Source organism: Kluyvera georgiana ATCC 51603, from assembly GCF_001654985.1.
Classification (GTDB): Bacteria; Pseudomonadota; Gammaproteobacteria; order Enterobacterales; family Enterobacteriaceae; genus Kluyvera; species Kluyvera georgiana.
The window spans coordinates 20,064-37,971 of the sequence record NZ_LXEU01000061.1 but is presented as its reverse complement, the minus strand read 5'-3'; the positions used below and the strand labels follow the sequence as shown (position 1 = coordinate 37,971).

Below are 17,908 nucleotides of genomic sequence, written 5' to 3'. Positions count from 1 at the left end.
TAAGTCTATTTATATTTACGGGTTATATATTCCCCGAACACTAAATTCAACAAGCCCAAACCATGACAGAGGAAAAATCATCAGCGACAGCAGCAAGAAAAAGGCCAATACCACTTTCACAAGGTCGACCAGATAGTAAACCTCTCGCGTTTTTTCTTGTGCATTACGGTTAAAGCTTGCGACAAAAAAGGGATAGGCGCTGACAAACAGCGCGATGCCGAGCATAATAAGAAAGAAAGTATCAAATCTAAAACCATCACCGTAAAAAGTATCTACTTTCCCCCTGTTTATCAGGGTATAAATGCCCAGAACGATGAACGCCATACCGGCATAGATTGGGAAAGTAAAATCACTATCATGCACCATTTTCTTCACAAACCGACGATTCATTATTCGTGCAAGATATACGAAGGAAAAATATTTTGAGGTGGTCGTTTGAGTATAAAAAGTAGAGATTGTGCTTCTTATACTTTCCAGTGGGGGGAGTTCTAATTTATCGACATATTCAGAATAAAGATATTCAAGCTCTGTTTTCTGTTCCATAAGAATAAATTCCGTGAATAATTCTATTTCAACATATAACAAATAGAGTGATTACATCATTTCCTGATGCAAAAAATAATGGCATAGCTTAAATAATAACGCGATAAATAAAAAAAGTCCCCAACCAAAGGCGAGGACTTTTGTATTCAATGCACGAGAGCGGGCGAGATAACGCTATCAGCCGTGCCAGTAACTCATCGCCAGCCCAATAAACAGCACCAGCCCCACGTAGTTGTTATTCAGAAACGCCTGGAAGCATGGCCCGCGTTCACGGTGGCGGATCAGCTTCTGCTGGTAGACAAACAGCGCGCCGGCGATCAGGATTGACCAATAAAACTCCCAGTTCAAACCGTTCAACCAGCCGATGAGCGCCATCAGCCCCAGCACGCATGCCTGCAGGATACCGATGATCAGGCGGTCGTTATCACCGAACAGAATCGCCGTGGATTTGATGCCAATCTTCACGTCATCATCACGGTCAACCATCGCATATTGGGTATCGTAAGCCACCGCCCACAGAATGTTGGCCAGCAGCATCAGCCAGCAGCTCAGCGGCAGTGACTCGCTGACCGCCGCGAAGGCCATCGGAATTGACCAGCCAAACGCCGCCCCCAGCACCACCTGCGGCAGATGGGTATAACGCTTCATAAACGGGTAAACCCAGGCCAGCGCCAGCGCCGCCACCGACAACAGAATGGTCATGGTGTTGAGCGTCAGCACCAGCAGGAAAGAGAGCGCCACCAGCACGATGAACAGCGTACGGGCCTCTTTCTCCGTGACCGCGCCGCTCGGCAGCGGACGGTTGGCCGTGCGTTTCACGTGGCCGTCAAATTTGCGATCCGCATAATCGTTGACCACACAGCCTGCGGCGCGCATCAGCCAGACGCCCGCCACAAACACCGCCAGGATCCACAGCGGCGGCACGCCCGGTGAGGCAACCCACAGCGCCCACAGCGTCGGCCACAGCAGCAGCAGCGCGCCGATCGGTTTATCCGTACGCATCAGTCGATGGTAAGCCAGCAGCTTGTTCTGCTTCAGACTCCACTCCATTCTTCTTCTTCCTCTTAGTACAGCGGCGATGCCGGTAAAAACAGCTCGGTTAACAGCAGCGGTTTACCGCTCAGGCGGAGACGGGAACGACGCCCCCACAGCGCATCATGACGGCCTATCTCAATAAAGTCTCGCGTCAGCGTCGACGACGTAAACAGATAACGACCCAGCGGCGTCTGCCCCAGGTTTTGTAGCGCCAGCTCGGGCCCACAGAGGGTCGACTCTGGTACCACGGTGCGCCCGGCAAGCCACGGCTCACCGCCGACGCACAATAATATTTCTCGCAACCAATAGCGAGACTCTTCTGGCAACAGGTGTTGTTCTTCCACCAGCGCATCGCGGCTGACAAACGCTTCGTTTAACAGCGTTACGCTCACCGGTTTCCCAAACTGCTCAAACCGTTTGGTCATCGAATCTTCCAGCATCAGCCAGTCGCGCTGAGCGGGTTCAAGCGGGGGAATGACGTCAAAATAGCGCAGCGCGCGCAGTTGCGTCAGTGCAGAGTGCGACATGCCTGTCTCTCCAATACAAAGCGTTTCGCCATTGTATCGCAGAAAACCGCAGGAGGGGTGCAGGAATGGTCAAATACGATCATTAGCGCAACAGCAGTGCAACAGTTTGCTTTGCGCTATATCCCGATCGTCATCGCAGCGTGAAGGATGAGGTGTATAAAAAAGGTGTACCCGGAAGGGCACACCGAAAGGCTTCGCCTAAACATCAGCGCTGCGGGGTGATGTTACCCCTTGCCTTTTACAGCGCCGATAAAGGTGGAACGTGCAGATTTCGAGCCCAGGCGTTCAGCTTCATTCATCAATTTCAGGGCTTTGTCGATATCCCCTTTCGCTACCGCCTGCTTAATGCTGTTGTTGAAGTAGCTTTCGGTATCATCAAGCATCGGCTCGCTTTTTGCCGCTGGCGCTGGGGCAGCCACGGCGATCGGCGCGGCGGTATTACCGACCGTGACGGCAGAAGTACCGGAAGAGCCAAACAGCGGGCCCACCAGCACGCTGGAGGAGGAGCTGGTTTTCACCTTCAGCTTCAGTACGCCGTCGGTGGTGTGGCGAGCAATCGGATCTGGAATATCCGGGATCGCGTTGCCAGCGCCCTTGGCATAGGCTTTAGCCGGGTCAAGCAGCGTGGTGGTTTGTTGCAGATCTTTCTCGGTGGTAAAGACCAGCACATAAATTTTTTGTTGCCCCAGCGCAGGCGTCAGGCGCATGACCCCTTCCAGACGGTCCGCACTGATCACGCCAGGTTCCTGGTAGGTAAAGTAGCTGCTGGGGAAGAAGGCAGAAGGCGTCATATTCTGATCAAGAATTAGCACGTTGGGCGCAAATATCTGCTTTTTCTTATTCAGCTCGCTGGAAAGCGTGATCGTCAGTTCGCCAATGTTGGCCGGGACGCTCCAGGCCGCCACCGGGCCGGAAATACCGTCGACGGCTAAACGCTGGCCGCTGGTCAGCAGGTCAACGGACTGGGTTTTTGCCTGATCGACTGGCGTCCAGGTTAACTGTTGCAGCGCCGAGGCCGGAATCGCAGGCGCGCTGCTGGTATTTTGCGGAACGAAATTGACGTCGGCCAGGCTGATGCCAGGGACACTGGCCAGCAGACCGGCAGATAAGCATAACGCGACGAGACTTTTTTTCATTTTCATTATTATTACCTCAGTAAACAAGGTTCAGCGGTAGCCAGGCAATAGCGCGCTAAACCATAGAACAGAGGGGCTTGCGCCCCTCGTCAGGTTATTGCGGGTATTACCACCACACTTCCATCTGCGCACCGAAGGTGACTTCGCTGTCGCTACCGCGGCTGGAGGTGTAGATGCCGTTACCGGTGCTATCTTTGGTCGCCAGACCGGTGGTGTTGCTGTAACCCCAGCCTTCATCCCATTTCGCATAGGTCGCGAAGATACGGATGGCCGGACGGGACCAGACGCTGTTACCTGCCTGCCACTGTTGAGCAAGGGTGATCTTGTACTGGTTGTTGGTGTCATTGGTACGCTGAGACTTCACGTTGTCGTAACCGACTTCCAACTGGGTGCTCATGATCGGCGTCCATTTGTACATTGGGCGCACGCCCACGGTGTACCAGGTAGAACCGTTCTTGCTGTCCAGGCTGGTATCCTGATACATCGCAACGTACATCAGGCCCCAATCATCGTTGAAGTCCATCGCACCGTGGTCGAGGATACGGGTCATATGACCGGTATTGTCGATGCTGGTGCCCTGAGAGTGGGTATTCCAGGAGGTCATCGCGTCGGTCGCGTACTGCACGACGAACTTGTTGAAACCGCCCCAGATAGACTGGGTGTGCTCGCCGGTGAACATCCAACCGTCTTTCGACGCGCCATCTTCCAGACGATAGTCGTCCTGCGGGTTAGCGCGGCCATAATCAACACCTAACTCCAGTACGCCGCCAGGGTTGGTTTCCAGACCCGCCAGACGGATATCAAAGACGTCGTTGGCGGTTTTGGATGCGTACTTTTTCTGGTCATCGCTGGAATAGGTGTAAGAACCGCCGCTTTCTGAGTTACGCGTCGCGGCCATGGAGAGTTTACCGAAGCCCAGATCGATGTTTTCCAGACCGGCACCAGGACCTGAAATATCCCAGTAGTAGAAGTCGATCATGTGAACATCGTGACGCTGATAGAAGCGTTTACCGGCCCAGAGGGTTGAACCAGGCAGCCAGTCGATCAGGTTTTTACCCTGAATGTTGGCTTCACGAAATGCCGGAGTGGTGCTTTCCCAGTCATCTTCCTGATTTACTGAATAGGCCACGTTGGTATCGAAGTAAAAACTCTTATCACCCTCTTTCCACAATTCCTGGCCCAGTTTTAATTCGGCATAGGTATCACATTCGTTACCAAGACGGTACTTACTGCCAGCACCGGTTGCCTTGAAACACTGTTGTTCGCCACCGCTACCCGTCCAACCAATGCCGGAACGCGCGTAGCCATGAAAATCAACGGCCATTGCCTGAGCAGACATAATGCCTGCTGCGACGGCAACCGCCACGGGGAGTTTGCGCAGAGTAATCATCATTCTATCTCCTGAGATCATTGCTTTTCTTTTCAACATTTCGCCCCTGTATCGCCTTATCGCTGGCGGCGTGGGGGCTGCCTGTTTGCTTTGTTATGGGACGTTTAAACGCCGAGCTCTTTATGCAGCCGACGACATGCGGTGCCATCTTCACGGAACAGATGGCAGCGCTCTGGCGGCAAGCCGATGGCGAATGTGGCTCCCTCTTCGACCAACACCACGTCGTTCTGGCGATAAACCAGGTTCTGACGGATGGCAGGGATCTGGATGTGAATTTGTGTTTCGTTGCCCAGCTGCTCGACAACATGCACCACGCCTTCCAGCGTCACATCGGCGATGTGGCTCGGCATCAGGTGCTCCGGGCGAATGCCCAGCGACATGTTGGCGCCAACCTGCACGTTGTTACTCTCGACCGGCAGCCAAATCTGCTGATGGTTCGGCAGTTCGACCTGCACCTGATCGATAGCGGTGGCGGTGACTTTCACCGGCAGGAAGTTCATCTTCGGCGAGCCGATAAAGCCCGCGACGAAACGGTCAGCCGGGTAGTGGTACAGCTCGAGAGGTTTACCGACCTGCGCCACGCGACCGGCGTCCAGCACCACGATTTTGTCGGCCAGCGTCATCGCTTCCACCTGATCGTGGGTGACGTAGATCATCGTGCGGCCCAGACGTTTGTGCAGGCGGGAAATTTCGATACGCATCTGCACACGCAGCGCGGCGTCGAGGTTAGAAAGGGGTTCATCGAGCAGGAATACGCGCGGCTCGGCAACCAGCGTACGACCAATCGCCACGCGCTGACGCTGGCCGCCGGACAGCGCCTTCGGTTTACGTTCCAGCAGATGGGCTAACTGCAGTACTTCGGAGACCTGGGTCACGCGCTGGTTAATCACGTCTTTTTTAGCGCCAGCCAGCTTCAGGCCGAAGGACATATTCTCAGCAACGGACAGATGGGGATACAGCGCATAGGACTGGAACACCATCCCCACACCGCGCTCGGCGGGTGGTACGTCGTTCATGCGGGTATCGCCGATCATCAGATCGCCGCTGGTAATGGTTTCGAGGCCTGCGATCATACGCAGCAGCGTAGATTTACCGCAGCCGGATGGCCCGACAAACACCACGAACTCCCCTTCCTGGATATCCAGGTTGATATCTTTTGATACCACCACGTCGCCCCAGGCTTTCGTTACATTGCGTAGCTGTACGTTCGCCATGCCCTTCTCCCTCGTTACAACTTGTCACCAACGGACACATTCAAGATGGGCTGACTATGCAACAGGCATAACTTTGGTGAATCCTCCACCTTTGCTGTTTTTAATGGGGGAGGAGAACGGAGGATGAGAAGGCGCACTCTGCCCCCGATGACATCTCATCTGGACTAAAATCGTGATGACCCCGACAAAAAACGACGCTTTTTTTTGTGCGCTGAAGCGCATAACGGAGAATTTTGTTATGTATGTCACACTTATAGCCGGGAGGGCGTAGAGGGAAGGAGGATGGAAAGCACTTGCTAAAAAAGGAAACTCATTACCGTTATACCACCTCTGTGTATCCACGAGTACATCACCAAAAAGGACGGGATATATGAAAATCAAAACTGGCGCTCGCATCCTCGCGCTGTCCGCATTGACCACGATGATGTTTTCCGCCTCTGCTCTGGCAAAAATTGAAGAGGGAAAGCTGGTTATCTGGATCAACGGCGACAAGGGCTATAACGGCCTGGCCGAGGTCGGTAAGAAATTTGAAAAAGATACGGGCATTAAAGTGACCGTAGAACACCCGGATAAGCTGGAAGAAAAATTCCCGCAGGTTGCGGCCACTGGCGACGGCCCGGACATCATCTTCTGGGCGCATGACCGTTTCGGCGGCTACGCGCAGTCTGGCCTGCTGGCGGAAGTGACCCCGGACAAAGCATTCCAGGACAAACTCTACCCGTTCACCTGGGATGCCGTGCGCTACAACGGCAAGCTGATTGCTTACCCAATCGCGGTCGAAGCGCTGTCTCTGATTTACAACAAAGATCTCGTCCCGAACCCGCCGAAAACCTGGGAAGAAATTCCGGCGCTGGATAAAGAGCTGAAGGCGAAAGGTAAATCTGCGCTGATGTTCAACCTGCAAGAACCGTACTTCACCTGGCCGCTGATTGCTGCCGACGGCGGTTACGCGTTCAAGTTTGAAAACGGCAAGTACGACGTGAAAGACGTGGGCGTGGATAACGCGGGTTCCAAAGCCGGTCTGAACTTCCTGGTTGACCTGATCAAAAACAAACACATGAACGCGGATACCGACTACTCCATCGCCGAAGCAGCCTTCAACAAAGGCGATACCGCGATGACCATCAACGGTCCGTGGGCGTGGTCCAACATCGATAAGGGCAAGGTGAACTACGGCGTAACGCTGCTGCCAACCTTCAAAGGCAAGCCGTCTAAACCGTTCGTTGGCGTTCTGAGCGCCGGCATCAACGCCGCGAGCCCGAACAAAGAGCTGGCGAAAGAGTTCCTCGAAAACTACCTGCTGACCGACCAGGGTCTGGATGCAGTGAACAAGGACAAACCGCTGGGCGCCGTAGCGCTGAAATCCTTCCAGGATCAGTTAGCGAAAGACCCGCGTATCGCGGCCACCATGGATAACGCCCAGAAAGGCGAAATCATGCCGAACATCCCGCAGATGTCTGCATTCTGGTATGCCGTTCGTACCGCAGTCATCAACGCCGCCAGCGGTCGTCAGACCGTCGATGCTGCGCTGAAAGATGCACAGGGCCGTATCACCAAGTAATGCCGCTGAGCCTGTGCCGGATGGCGGCATAAATGCCTTATACGGCCTACAACGTACCGTAGGCCTGATAAGCGCAGCGCCATCAGGCACATCTCCGGCCAGGAAGTTTCAACGCTGTAGAGGAAGATCCCCATGGATGTCATTAAAAAGAATCATTGGTGGCAAAGCGACACGCTGAAATGGTCAGTGATTGGTCTGCTGGGCCTGCTGGTGGGTTACCTTGTAGTTTTAATGTACGCACAAGGGGAGTACCTGTTTGCCATCATGACGCTGATCTTAAGCTCAGCGGGCCTGTATATTTTCGCCAACCGTAAGACCTACGCCTGGCGCTACGTTTACCCTGGCATGGCCGGGATGGGGCTGTTCGTCCTGTTCCCGCTGATTTGTACCATCGCCATTGCCTTTACCAACTACAGCAGCACTAACCAGCTTACCTTTGAGCGCGCCCAGCAGGTCCTGATGGATCGTAGCTATCAGGCGGGCAAAGCCTATAATTTCAGCCTCTTCCCGGCGGGCGACGCGTGGCAGCTGGCCCTCACCGACGGTGAAAGCGGTAAAAACTACCTCTCCGACGCCTTTAAAATTGGCGGCGAGCAGAAACTGCAGTTAAAAGAAACCGAAGCGCTGCCGGACGGCGAACGTGTGCAGCTGCGCGTGATTACCCAGAACCGTCAGGCGCTGAACCAGCTGACCGCCGTTCTGCCGGATGAAAGTAAAGTCACCATGAGCTCGCTGCGCCAGTTCTCCGGCACCCAGCCGCTCTACACGCTGGCCAACGATGGCCTGCTGACCAATAACCAGACGGGTGTGAAATATCGTCCAAACAACGATATTGGCTTCTACCAGACCGTTAACGCCGACGGCAGCTGGGGCAACGAGAAGTTAAGCCCAGGCTACACCGTTGGGATCGGCTGGGATAACTTCACCCGCGTCTTTACCGACGAGGGTATCCAGAAGCCGTTCATCGCCATCTTCGTCTGGACGGTAGTCTTCTCGGTACTGACCGTCATTCTGACCGTCGCCGTCGGCATGGTGCTGGCCTGCCTGGTACAGTGGGAAGCGCTGAAGGGCAAGGCCATCTACCGCGTGCTGTTGATTCTGCCGTACGCCGTACCGTCATTTATCTCGATTCTGATTTTCAAAGGGCTGTTTAACCAGAGCTTCGGTGAAATCAACATGATGTTGAGCGCCCTGTTCGGTATCAAACCGGCCTGGTTCAGCGACCCAACTACCGCACGTTCGATGATTGTTATCGTCAACACCTGGCTGGGCTACCCGTACATGATGATCCTGTGCATGGGCCTGCTGAAAGCGATTCCGGACGACCTGTACGAAGCCTCGGCAATGGATGGCGCCGGTCCGTTCCAGAACTTCTTTAAGATTACGTTCCCGCTGCTGATTAAGCCGCTGACGCCGCTGATGATCGCCAGCTTCGCCTTTAACTTTAACAACTTCGTGCTGATTCAGCTGTTGACCAACGGTGGCCCGGACCGTCTCGGCACCACCACGCCGGCCGGTTATACCGACCTGCTTGTGAGCTACACCTACCGTATCGCCTTTGAAGGCGGCGGTGGCCAGGACTTCGGTCTGGCGGCGGCGATTGCCACGCTGATCTTCCTGCTGGTAGGCGCACTGGCCATCGTGAACCTGAAAGCCACGCGTATGAAGTTTGATTAAGGGAGACAACGAACATGGCTATGGTACAACCCAAATCTCAGAAACTGCGTCTCTTTACCACGCACCTGCTGCTGCTGATTTTTATCGCGGCGATCATGTTCCCGCTGCTGATGGTTATCGCTATCTCGCTGCGTGAAGGGAACTTCGCCACCGGCAGCCTTATCCCGGAACAGATCTCCTGGGAACACTGGAAGCTGGCGCTGGGCTTCAGCGTTGAGCACGCCGATGGCCGCGTTACCCCGCCGCCGTTCCCGGTGCTGCTGTGGCTGTGGAACTCGGTGAAAATCGCCGGAATCACCGCCATTGGCATCGTGGCGCTGTCCACCACCTGCGCCTACGCCTTTGCCCGTATGCGCTTCCCGGGCAAGGCCACGCTGCTCAAAGGGATGCTGATTTTCCAGATGTTCCCTGCGGTGCTGTCGCTGGTTGCCCTGTACGCATTGTTTGACCGTCTGGGCCAGTACATTCCGTTTATCGGCCTGAACACCCACGGCGGCGTGATCTTCGCCTACCTTGGCGGCATTGCGCTGCACGTGTGGACGATTAAAGGCTATTTCGAAACGATCGATGGCTCGCTGGAAGAAGCGGCCGCGCTGGACGGCGCGACCCCGTGGCAGGCATTCCGCCTGGTGCTGTTGCCGCTGTCCGTACCGATTCTGGCGGTGGTGTTTATCCTGTCGTTTATCGCCGCCATTACCGAAGTACCGGTTGCATCGCTCCTGCTGCGCGATGTGAACAGCTACACCCTGGCCGTAGGTATGCAGCAATACCTCAACCCACAAAACTATCTGTGGGGCGACTTTGCCGCTGCGGCAGTCCTTTCCGCCATCCCTATTACCGTGGTCTTCCTGCTCGCGCAGCGTTGGCTGGTAAACGGCCTCACGGCCGGCGGCGTGAAGGGCTAAGTTTCATCAGCAATGCCACTGCTATTATCCTCAACTTGAACGAACCCTAACTTGTGACTGTTTGGCGCTCTACGGAGCGCCATTTTTTTGCTTGTCGTTTGCGCCAGAAGCAGACCTGAGAAGCACAGCACCATCAGACAACTCCGGCGCACGCTGCCGGATGGCGATCCGGCCTACTCTCGCTTCAGCCGTTTGGAGTTGCACAGCCATAGCGTAATCACCAGCAGCAAAATCGCGGCAGAATAGATCAGCACATCCAACGGCGACTTATGGTCGACGATAATCAAGCGCACAATCGCGGTAATGCCGATGTAGACAAAGTAACGCAGGGGGAAATGGAAGCCTGACTGAAAGTACTTCACAATCAGGGCGATGAATTCGAAGTAGAGGAAGTAAACCACCAGCCCCTCCACCAGCTCGTACTTGCTGGTGCGTTCCGGCGCAAACAGCACGTCGGCCAGATGCACCGTCTCTTTACCGAGAAAAACGATCAGAATCAGGCCAAGGCTGAGCAGACCCAAATTCAACACGGTCTGCAAAATGGTGGAGATAAACTCTACACGTGGGCGAGTCAGTGACGTCATAGCTAGCACCTCTTTCGCTGGGCCGAGATCTCTGTATAGCGCAAAAACGTGATCCAGATCTAGTTTTTATCTCCACCTTTTCGTCGTTGTGCCCACTCGTGTAAATCAGTCTTTCGGTTGATATCCCCGCTGAAATAAAGCGCCAACACTTTCGTTGTTCCCCTGGAACGGATAAAAATTCATCTGATAAGGTGGTAAAAATGACACGTTATTTTTCTACTCTGTGGTTATCAGTCGTGCTTCTGCCCGCCTCTGTCTTCGCTATCAACAACACGACGGTGACTCCGGCGCAGCACAGCAATGCGGCTAGCCCTTTAGTCATTCCAACAGCGAAACACAGCGACATCAAAACGCTTCCCGTCGACAGAAGAACCGAGTGCTTTCGGCTCTACACGCCGGATCGTAAACCGGGCGTGAACTGCATCCCGGATGGCTCTACCGGACATTAAAGGAAAGCATGCCAGCGCAGCGTTGCGCTGGCATCGGCCATCGAAATAAAGAACGCATCGGCGTCATGTTTGTCTTGTACCCCATCACGCTACACTTAAGGAGAACGTTTTTTATCAGAGGGATACTATGCACTCACTCCGCCAGGTGGCTATCCGCAATGTGGTACGCGGCGACAACGTCGTCATTTATGAACCCGCCAACCTTTATGACTGCACGCTTGGTAACAACGTGTTCGTTGGCCCGTTTGTCGAAATTCAGGGCAACAGCTGGATCGGCGACGAGACTAAAATCCAGTCGCACACCTTTATCTGCGAATATGTCACCATCGGTCGCGGCTGTTTTATCGGCCACGGCGTCATGTTTGCCAACGATATGTTCCGCGAGGGAAAACCTAACGCAGATCGTGAAAGCTGGGGACGCATCACTATCGGCGACAATGTTTCCATTGGCAGTGGCGCAACCATTCTCTCGGTGTCGATCTGCGATGGCGTGGTCATTGGTGCAGGCAGCGTGGTAACACGCTCCATCAGTGAGAAAGGGGTATATGCCGGAAACCCAGCACGGTTGCTCCGGCGGCTATAATCGTAGCCCGGCGTTGGCGTAAACGCCTCATCCGGGCTACAGCAGCGTTAGCGGAAGTTCAGACTCTTATCGCCAGTCATGTTATACAGCTCGAACTTGCGCCCCAACATTTGGCCACCGTCGCGGGTCAGCGGCGTCCAGCCGATAGACGCGCGGCTGCGCGTTGGGCCAGAGGTGAAGAGATCCATCGGGATATTCACATAGACCCCTTTGGTGAATTCGCCCTCGCCGTACTCATCCGCCGACACGTTGGTAATGGTGGCATAAGCCCCAACCACAATGCCGCTGTCGAAGTGTTTAGAGATATCCAACGTGCCGCCCTTGTCTCCCGCCAGATACTGCCCAACGCTGGCTTTCACCAGCACATCCTGCGCGAACGACGGCGTCCAGTAGGCGGTCAGGTGGCCGGTCTTCACGCTATAGTCGGTAAACTTCATCATATCCTGCGCGCTGCGCCAGTCACGCTGCTTCACATAGTTGGCGTTCAGGCCGAATGCCCAGTTGCTATCAACCGGGCGATACAGCACTTCCGCCCCCGCGCCGCCGTACATGGTTTCCAGATAGCCGCCGTACACCTGGCCGTAGAAATCGTTGCCCAGATACTGGAAGTAGTTAGCCTGCAGGTTATTCACATAGACATCGTTTTCTACATAGTCACGAATATGTGTACGCACGCGCGGCAGCGTCGAATCATTCGGCGGATTGGTGTAGTTAAACTTGTCATAGTTGTTGGCGATGTTGGCAAACAGGCTACCGCTGGTCAGCAGGTGGTCGGTCACCCACCAGTCCGCCGTGCCCATTACCCCAACCTGATACATGTAGAAACTTTCCGGCCCCCCGATGGACTGGCTGAGTACCGGGTCGAGATGGAAATCAAAGCGTGATTTGTCGATATACCAGCCCTGTTCCGTTTTCTCCGGCACGATCGGCGCCACGCGTTTTTGCGCCAGCGGCGTCTCTTGCCCGAGCGGCTCACCTTCCAGATGACGCTTCAGGCTGGCGACGTCGGTTTCCGTCGTCACTTCAGGCAGGTTAAGGCGCGTTTCGGTAATACGGATCGTACGGATCCCTTCAGGAAGATCGTTCATGACGATCCGATTGGCGCGTTCGATTCCCTCCCGGGAGTCACGATATTTCACCTGCTCGCCGGTCACATAGAGAGTATCGCCTTTCACCTGCATATTCGGCGCGGCAAAGCCGGCGTTGTACTTCAACTGCGTCAGCTGATTGGCCATCACCGAGTGCTGAAGAATGGCATCCTGCGGCTGTGGTCGGTAGGCCGGACGCGCGTTATCGTTATAGGAAGGACGTAGATCGTTGAAGTTCGTGCGCAGGGTAAAACCGAACATCACGGTGTTGCCGCGCTCATAGCTAAGGTTGACGTCGGCCCAGTCGGTGACGCGATAAATGGCGCCGACGTTAACCTTGCTTTTTTGCTCAATCTTGCCAGCAAAATCCTGCTGGTAGTTGTTGCCTTCATATTCCAGCTTTAAGCGCAGCGGTTGCCACGGCGTCTGATATTCAATCCCGCCAAACCAGGCCGCCGGGCCGTGGAACATCTGGCTGCCGTCGACAGAGCCAGCCTTACGGTAGCTGTTGTCGCGATAGCAGTATTTATCGCTGTAGGAGCAGAACGGGTTTGTGGCGTTACCGCTGGTGCCCAGGTAGCCCCAGCCTAAACCAAGGGTGAAATCAAACGGTCCCCAGGCCTTACTGGCCACAACATATTCCGAATCGAACAGTCCGGTACCGCCGATATCCCGTGCGCCGACCGCTACCTGCGGCAGCCAGTAGCTCTCTTCCCACAGCCGCAGCTTCACGTCGAAGGCTTTGTCTTTGTAGGTCTGCGAACCGGAGAACGCTTCAACACTGCTGTATTTTTTGGTGCGCACGTCGGTGTAGCGCAGGGTCGTCTCCAGCCACGGGAACAACTGCACCGAAGCGGAGTAGTAGCGATACTGGTCGTTATCGCGATAGTTAAGGCTGAACTCACCTTCACGCGCCATACGTGCGGTGGGGGTTTGCAACAGGCCCACGCCGCCGAAATCTGACTGCGATGGGCCAATCGGCGCGGGATAGGTTTCAGCATGACAGGCCGCACTGACCGCCAGAGCCAGCAGGCTATATAGACATTTTTTAGGCATTATTCAGGTCTCCGCTGCGACAGGGAGCGAAGAATGTCGGCGTTGAGCGCCTCATATTTATTCGTCCACAACGAGTCAGCAAAGCCGACAAAAAGAAGGCTACCGGGCATGGGTTCAATATGACGTTTATTCCAGTACGCGACCGGCGCTTTCTGCGTACGCCCATCCGGATAAATCACCCAGGCGTAGCTGCGGTCCGCGCCGCTCAGCAGATTGATATCATTGAGGTAGCTGGCAACATCGCGTCCCGGCGTAAAGGTCACCGTTCCGGGCTTATCAATCAGCCCGACCAGCGTAATGGTCGACGGCTCATGCCCTAACCACAGGGTATAGTTCCCCTGTAGCGGGGGATTATTTTCGGCATGTACTCGCACCGTATCCGGATCGAGCGGTACCCGCAGGCGGCCTGTGACCGGCATGGCCTGGAGTTGATTTCGCAGGGCGTTGATCGCGCCGGCGGTACTTCCTCCTTCATCTGCCGCCAGCGCCGCAAGCTGCGCCAGCAGCGCCTGGTGTTCACGTTCCGCTTTGGCCGTTGCCTGCGGCGTGGCAATCACCGCACCGGGCCACCAGCTTCCTGCCAGTCGCGGTTGGCCCACAAGGTCTACCAGACGCTCGGCGTTGGTCAATGTCAGCGGTTTCGCCACCCCTTCCTGATGGACTTCAATGGTGCCTGCCGCCTGCGCGGTAGCGGATATGACGCTCAGCATCACGGCGGCAATTAACGTTTTTTTCATGATTTTGCCGCCTTGATAAGCGTGGTTTTCACCGGGAAAGTGCCTGCGCCAAGGTATTGCTCCGACTGGCGAATCTGCCCGTCGCTGTCCACCCAATAGCGGTTACGCCAATGGGCTTCGGAGGTGGTTACCTCTTCTTCCAGTACGCGCACCGCCGTACTCTCACTGCCTATCGTCAGCGTATCGCTGCCGTCCCAGCGGAAAGTGGAGGTCGCCGTGGCGTAGCGTACCTGTTGGTGTTCCGTCCAGCCCATCGTGCGGGTCCAGCGCGTGCCATCGGTTATTTGATTGGGATGCGCCAGCGGATCGTTATCAAGGTTATTCACCGTCAGCAGGTTATCGCCCGCGAGCTGCGTTTTCACCAGACGACCACGCTGAGTCACCAGCATCGCCTGGTCCTGCGTGAGCCATTTCTGCTGACCGTTTTCCGAGAAGGCCAGCACGACAAAAATCTGCGGGCCGCCGTTCAATTGCATGTACTGACTGGCGTAGGGCATATTTTGAATGTCGTCATCGGTCAGCTGTACGCCCGACGCACCAAACACGCTGCTCCATAACGATTGCCCCAGCCCCTTGGTGCTGGGTGAACACGCCTGAAGCAGCAGGCAAAAAAGAGGAATCATAAGTCGCTTCACGGCGCTTCTTCTCCAGGGGCAAAATAACCACACCGAAGTGTGGTTAGCATTAAAGTACCGCGTGTTACTGGGTACTGGTGGTCGTGCTGGTTGTGGTCGTGGTTCCGGTATTGGAACCATCGCCGCCAGCCGCTGCCAGCGCCATACCAACCGCAGAACCGACGGTGCTGGCGCTGGTGGCGGTTGAACTCCCGGCAGACACAGACGTTGCCGCTACGCCAGCCGCTTCCCCGGTTTCTACCGGTGCCGCGCTGACGCTTGCCGCAGCAAACGCCGATATGGCAACAAGGCCATAGAGGATTTTCTTCATACATTTTCCCTTCATTAGATGAATGGAGATATACCTGAAATAATTCAGGCGTCATCGAGTATACACAACCAAATGAACGGAATTCGCACGATGGAAATAGGGAGAAGATTTTTCAGATAATAAGAAAATATAAATCAATAAATATTAATAGCCATACAAAACAGTGTCTTGCGGCACTTAAAATAATTTTCAATATACGGAAAGTCTGAAAGAACGGGTGAGTTAATGGGATATTTAGGATTATGCTCAATATAAATATAATGCGGAATTTAAGGATATACAGAATTATCTGACAAAAAAATGCCGGCATGATGCCGGCATTGAGAATATATAACCTTACGCGCGCCAGGATTTATAGCGGTTGATCAGGCCATTGGTTGAGCTGTCGTGGCTGTCGATTGCGCTATCATCGTTCAGCTCCGGCAGGATACGGTTTGCCAGCTGTTTGCCCAGCTCAACGCCCCACTGGTCGAAGGTGAAGATGTTGAGGATAGCGCCCTGGGTGAAGATTTTGTGTTCGTACATGGCGATCAGCGCCCCCAGGCTGTACGGGGTGATTTCGCGCAGCAGGATGGAGTTGGTCGGACGGTTGCCTTCGAACACTTTGAACGGCACCACGTAGTCCAGAGTTGCCGGATCTTTACCCTGATCGCGGTATTCCTGCTCAACCACCTCGCGGGATTTACCGAACGCCAGCGCTTCGGTCTGGGCGAAGAAGTTCGACAGCAGCTTCGGATGGTGGTCGGACAGCGGGTTGTGGCTGATGGCCGGGGCGATGAAATCGCACGGTACGATTTTGGTGCCCTGGTGAATCAACTGGTAGAACGCGTGCTGGCCGTTGGTGCCCGGTTCGCCCCAGATGATTGGACCAGTCTGGTGTTCCACTTTATTACCGTTACGGTCAACGTACTTACCGTTTGACTCCATGTTGCCCTGCTGGAAGTAGGCTGCAAAGCGGTGCATGTACTGGTCGTACGGCAGAATCGCTTCAGTTTCGGTGCCGAAGAAATTGTTGTACCAGATGCCAACCAGCGCCAGCAGTACCGGCAGGTTTTTCTCCGCCGGGGTGGTGGAGAAGTGTTTGTCCATCGCATGCGCGCCGGACAACAGCTGCACGAAGTTGTCGAATCCTACGGACAGGATAATCGACAGACCGATTGCCGACCACAGAGAGTAACGACCGCCAACCCAGTCCCAGAACTCGAACATGTTCGCGGTATCGATACCGAACTCACCCACCGCTTTACCATTGGTGGACAGCGCCGCAAAGTGTTTGGCCACGTGCTTCTGGTCGCCCGCGCTCGCCAGGAACCAGTCGCGCGCGCTGTGGGCGTTGGTCATGGTTTCCTGAGTCGTGAAGGTTTTGGACGCCACCAGGAACAAGGTGGTTTCCGGGTTCAGCGTTTTCAAAACTTCGGCGATGTGGGTACCGTCAACGTTGGACACGAAATGCATGTTGAGGTGATTTTTGTACGGGCGCAGCGCTTCGGTCACCATGAACGGGCCAAGGTCGGAGCCGCCGATACCGATGTTTACCACGTCGGTAATGGATTGACTGGTGTAGCCTTTCCACTGACCCGAGATGATGGCTTCAGAGAAAGTCTTCATTTTCTCCAGCACCGCATTCACTTCCGGCATCACGTCTTTGCCGTCAACGATAATCGGGGTATTGCTGCGGTTACGCAGCGCTACGTGCAGCACGGCACGGTCTTCGGTGCGGTTGATCTTTTCGCCGGAGAACATGGACTTAATCGCGCCGCTCAGATCGGTCTCTTTTGCCAGATCCAGCAGCTTCGCCAGCGTTTCCTCGGTGATGCGGTTTTTGGAGAAGTCCACCAGCATCTGATCGTCGAAGGTTGCGGAAAACTTGCTAAAACGGTCGCCATCTTTGGCGAACAGTTCCGCAATGGTAACGTCCTTCATTTCATCGAAGTGTTTCTGTAGTGCCTGCCACGCAGCGGTCTGCGTTGGGTTGATGTTTTTCATTAGCAATACCCTTCTGATTTAAGAATCGAAACTGTCCTCGATTGTAGCGCCTGTCACAAAAAATTGTGATGGTTTTAATGTTATCCCCCCCTCCGGGTGACAAAATCGTGCACAAAACAGACAAAAGTATAGTCTTTATAAGCCCCGTTTCTGTGGGGCTCGCCTGCATGAAAAATCCGCATAACCCCGGCGTTGACAAGCGACCCGCTAACCCTTTATTTATAAATGTACTACCTGCGCGTGCGCAGGCCAGAAGAGGCGCGTTGCCCAGGTAAACGGTGTTGGAGGAACCCATCCTGTGAAAACACCTGAGGGGGAGCAACGCCGAGATGCGTGAACAACAGGTTGCGTTCATCATCGGCTACAGGGGCTGAATCCCCTGGGTTGTCACCAGAAACGTTCGCAGTCGCGCGTTTCACAAGTGGTGGAGCACTTCTGGGTGATATCGTAGTTGTTTATTGCTCTGCGCCCACCCGTCTTCCGCTCTTCCCT

At 54.8% G+C, this 17,908-nt stretch carries 17 protein-coding genes and 1 riboswitch; of the genes, 5 read left to right on the top strand and 12 right to left on the bottom strand.

All coding sequences use genetic code 11. From position 1 onward, the window contains the following. Positions 1 to 15: 15 nt before the first annotated feature. The 6 genes from M989_RS14950 to malK form a co-directional block, all read right to left on the bottom strand. On the bottom strand, positions 16 to 543 hold the full coding sequence (locus M989_RS14950; RefSeq protein ID WP_064546638.1) for a hypothetical protein: 528 nt from the start codon (positions 541 to 543) through the stop codon (positions 16 to 18). Between the two features lie 177 nt (positions 544 to 720). Then, a complete protein-coding gene (ubiA, locus tag M989_RS14945) occupies positions 721 to 1,593 on the bottom strand; it encodes a 4-hydroxybenzoate octaprenyltransferase (RefSeq protein ID WP_064546636.1) in 873 nt (290 codons plus the stop codon). A gap of 14 nt (positions 1,594 to 1,607) precedes the next feature. Then, entirely contained in the window at positions 1,608 to 2,105 is a 498-nt protein-coding gene (gene ubiC / locus M989_RS14940; RefSeq protein ID WP_064546634.1) for a chorismate lyase, read from the bottom strand. A 224-nt stretch (positions 2,106 to 2,329) separates the two neighbouring features. Beyond that, complete coding sequence (gene malM, locus M989_RS14935; RefSeq protein ID WP_064546632.1) at positions 2,330 to 3,247, bottom strand: maltose operon protein MalM; 918 nt, start codon at positions 3,245 to 3,247, stop codon at positions 2,330 to 2,332. A 100-nt stretch (positions 3,248 to 3,347) separates the two neighbouring features. Continuing rightward, positions 3,348 to 4,634: a maltoporin gene (locus tag M989_RS14930; RefSeq protein WP_083965169.1), complete on the bottom strand. Its 1,287-nt coding sequence runs from the start codon at positions 4,632 to 4,634 to the stop codon at positions 3,348 to 3,350. A 101-nt stretch (positions 4,635 to 4,735) separates the two neighbouring features. Next, positions 4,736 to 5,845 (bottom strand): maltose/maltodextrin ABC transporter ATP-binding protein MalK, encoded by a 1,110-nt coding sequence (malK, locus tag M989_RS14925; protein WP_064546630.1) that lies wholly within the window; start codon positions 5,843 to 5,845, stop codon positions 4,736 to 4,738. 370 nt (positions 5,846 to 6,215) lie between these two features. On the opposite strand from malK, the gene malE reads away from it, so the two are divergent. The 3 genes from malE to malG all read left to right on the top strand — a co-directional run bounded on the left by malE (position 6,216) and on the right by malG (position 9,988). Then, on the top strand, positions 6,216 to 7,406 hold the full coding sequence (gene malE / locus M989_RS14920) for a maltose/maltodextrin ABC transporter substrate-binding protein MalE (RefSeq protein WP_064546628.1): 1,191 nt from the start codon (positions 6,216 to 6,218) through the stop codon (positions 7,404 to 7,406). Between the two features lie 132 nt (positions 7,407 to 7,538). Beyond that, entirely contained in the window at positions 7,539 to 9,083 is a 1,545-nt protein-coding gene (gene malF, locus M989_RS14915) for a maltose ABC transporter permease MalF (protein ID WP_064546626.1), read from the top strand. 14 nt (positions 9,084 to 9,097) lie between these two features. After that, the gene (gene malG / locus M989_RS14910) at positions 9,098 to 9,988 is read left to right on the top strand and encodes a maltose ABC transporter permease MalG (protein ID WP_064546624.1); all 891 of its coding nucleotides are present in this window, start codon (positions 9,098 to 9,100) and stop codon (positions 9,986 to 9,988) included. A 173-nt stretch (positions 9,989 to 10,161) separates the two neighbouring features. Here malG and psiE read toward each other — a convergent pair whose 3' ends face one another. Beyond that, complete coding sequence (gene psiE / locus M989_RS14905) at positions 10,162 to 10,572, bottom strand: phosphate-starvation-inducible protein PsiE (protein ID WP_064546622.1); 411 nt, start codon at positions 10,570 to 10,572, stop codon at positions 10,162 to 10,164. A gap of 191 nt (positions 10,573 to 10,763) precedes the next feature. Between psiE and M989_RS24705 the strand changes: the two genes are divergently transcribed. After that, the gene (locus tag M989_RS24705) at positions 10,764 to 11,021 is read left to right on the top strand and encodes a hypothetical protein (protein WP_271447145.1); all 258 of its coding nucleotides are present in this window, start codon (positions 10,764 to 10,766) and stop codon (positions 11,019 to 11,021) included. A 127-nt stretch (positions 11,022 to 11,148) separates the two neighbouring features. Continuing rightward, positions 11,149 to 11,604, top strand: a complete 456-nt coding sequence (locus tag M989_RS14900) for an acyltransferase (RefSeq protein WP_064546620.1) — start codon at positions 11,149 to 11,151, stop codon at positions 11,602 to 11,604. Between the two features lie 47 nt (positions 11,605 to 11,651). Here M989_RS14900 and M989_RS14895 read toward each other — a convergent pair whose 3' ends face one another. The 5 genes from M989_RS14895 to pgi form a co-directional block, all read right to left on the bottom strand. After that, complete coding sequence (locus M989_RS14895) at positions 11,652 to 13,748, bottom strand: YjbH domain-containing protein (protein WP_064546618.1); 2,097 nt, start codon at positions 13,746 to 13,748, stop codon at positions 11,652 to 11,654. Next, positions 13,748 to 14,485: a capsule biosynthesis GfcC family protein gene (locus tag M989_RS14890; RefSeq protein ID WP_064546617.1), complete on the bottom strand. Its 738-nt coding sequence runs from the start codon at positions 14,483 to 14,485 to the stop codon at positions 13,748 to 13,750. The genes M989_RS14895 and M989_RS14890 overlap by 1 nt, the downstream gene beginning before the upstream one ends. Beyond that, positions 14,482 to 15,108: a YjbF family lipoprotein gene (locus tag M989_RS14885; protein WP_416374487.1), complete on the bottom strand. Its 627-nt coding sequence runs from the start codon at positions 15,106 to 15,108 to the stop codon at positions 14,482 to 14,484. Before M989_RS14885 ends, M989_RS14890 begins: the two co-directional genes overlap by 4 nt. A 76-nt stretch (positions 15,109 to 15,184) precedes the next feature. After that, positions 15,185 to 15,430, bottom strand: a complete 246-nt coding sequence (gene yjbE / locus M989_RS14880) for an exopolysaccharide production protein YjbE (protein ID WP_064546613.1) — start codon at positions 15,428 to 15,430, stop codon at positions 15,185 to 15,187. A 336-nt stretch (positions 15,431 to 15,766) separates the two neighbouring features. After that, the gene (gene pgi, locus M989_RS14875) at positions 15,767 to 17,416 is read right to left on the bottom strand and encodes a glucose-6-phosphate isomerase (protein WP_064546611.1); all 1,650 of its coding nucleotides are present in this window, start codon (positions 17,414 to 17,416) and stop codon (positions 15,767 to 15,769) included. Between the two features lie 245 nt (positions 17,417 to 17,661). Continuing rightward, positions 17,662 to 17,859: riboswitch (Lysine riboswitch) on the top strand. Positions 17,860 to 17,908: the final 49 nt, after the last annotated feature.

Excerpts from the sequence above, each read along its gene's own strand:
- ubiC (WP_064546634.1), bottom strand. The coding sequence starts at position 2,105 with ATGTCGCACTCTGCACTGACGCAACTGCGCGCGCTGCGCTATTTTGAC.
- ubiA (WP_064546636.1), bottom strand. The coding sequence starts at position 1,593 with ATGGAGTGGAGTCTGAAGCAGAACAAGCTGCTGGCTTACCATCGACTG.
- pgi (WP_064546611.1), bottom strand. The coding sequence starts at position 17,416 with ATGAAAAACATCAACCCAACGCAGACCGCTGCGTGGCAGGCACTACAG.
- malG (WP_064546624.1), top strand. The coding sequence starts at position 9,098 with ATGGCTATGGTACAACCCAAATCTCAGAAACTGCGTCTCTTTACCACG.
- M989_RS14890 (WP_064546617.1), bottom strand. The coding sequence starts at position 14,485 with ATGAAAAAAACGTTAATTGCCGCCGTGATGCTGAGCGTCATATCCGCT.
- malF (WP_064546626.1), top strand. The coding sequence starts at position 7,539 with ATGGATGTCATTAAAAAGAATCATTGGTGGCAAAGCGACACGCTGAAA.
- malK (WP_064546630.1), bottom strand. The coding sequence starts at position 5,845 with ATGGCGAACGTACAGCTACGCAATGTAACGAAAGCCTGGGGCGACGTG.
- M989_RS14930 (WP_083965169.1), bottom strand. The coding sequence starts at position 4,634 with ATGATGATTACTCTGCGCAAACTCCCCGTGGCGGTTGCCGTCGCAGCA.
- M989_RS14950 (WP_064546638.1), bottom strand. The coding sequence starts at position 543 with ATGGAACAGAAAACAGAGCTTGAATATCTTTATTCTGAATATGTCGAT.
- yjbE (WP_064546613.1), bottom strand. The coding sequence starts at position 15,430 with ATGAAGAAAATCCTCTATGGCCTTGTTGCCATATCGGCGTTTGCTGCG.
- malE (WP_064546628.1), top strand. The coding sequence starts at position 6,216 with ATGAAAATCAAAACTGGCGCTCGCATCCTCGCGCTGTCCGCATTGACC.
- M989_RS14895 (WP_064546618.1), bottom strand. The coding sequence starts at position 13,748 with ATGCCTAAAAAATGTCTATATAGCCTGCTGGCTCTGGCGGTCAGTGCG.
- psiE (WP_064546622.1), bottom strand. The coding sequence starts at position 10,572 with ATGACGTCACTGACTCGCCCACGTGTAGAGTTTATCTCCACCATTTTG.
- malM (WP_064546632.1), bottom strand. The coding sequence starts at position 3,247 with ATGAAAATGAAAAAAAGTCTCGTCGCGTTATGCTTATCTGCCGGTCTG.
- M989_RS14885 (WP_416374487.1), bottom strand. The coding sequence starts at position 15,108 with ATGATTCCTCTTTTTTGCCTGCTGCTTCAGGCGTGTTCACCCAGCACC.
- M989_RS14900 (WP_064546620.1), top strand. The coding sequence starts at position 11,149 with ATGCACTCACTCCGCCAGGTGGCTATCCGCAATGTGGTACGCGGCGAC.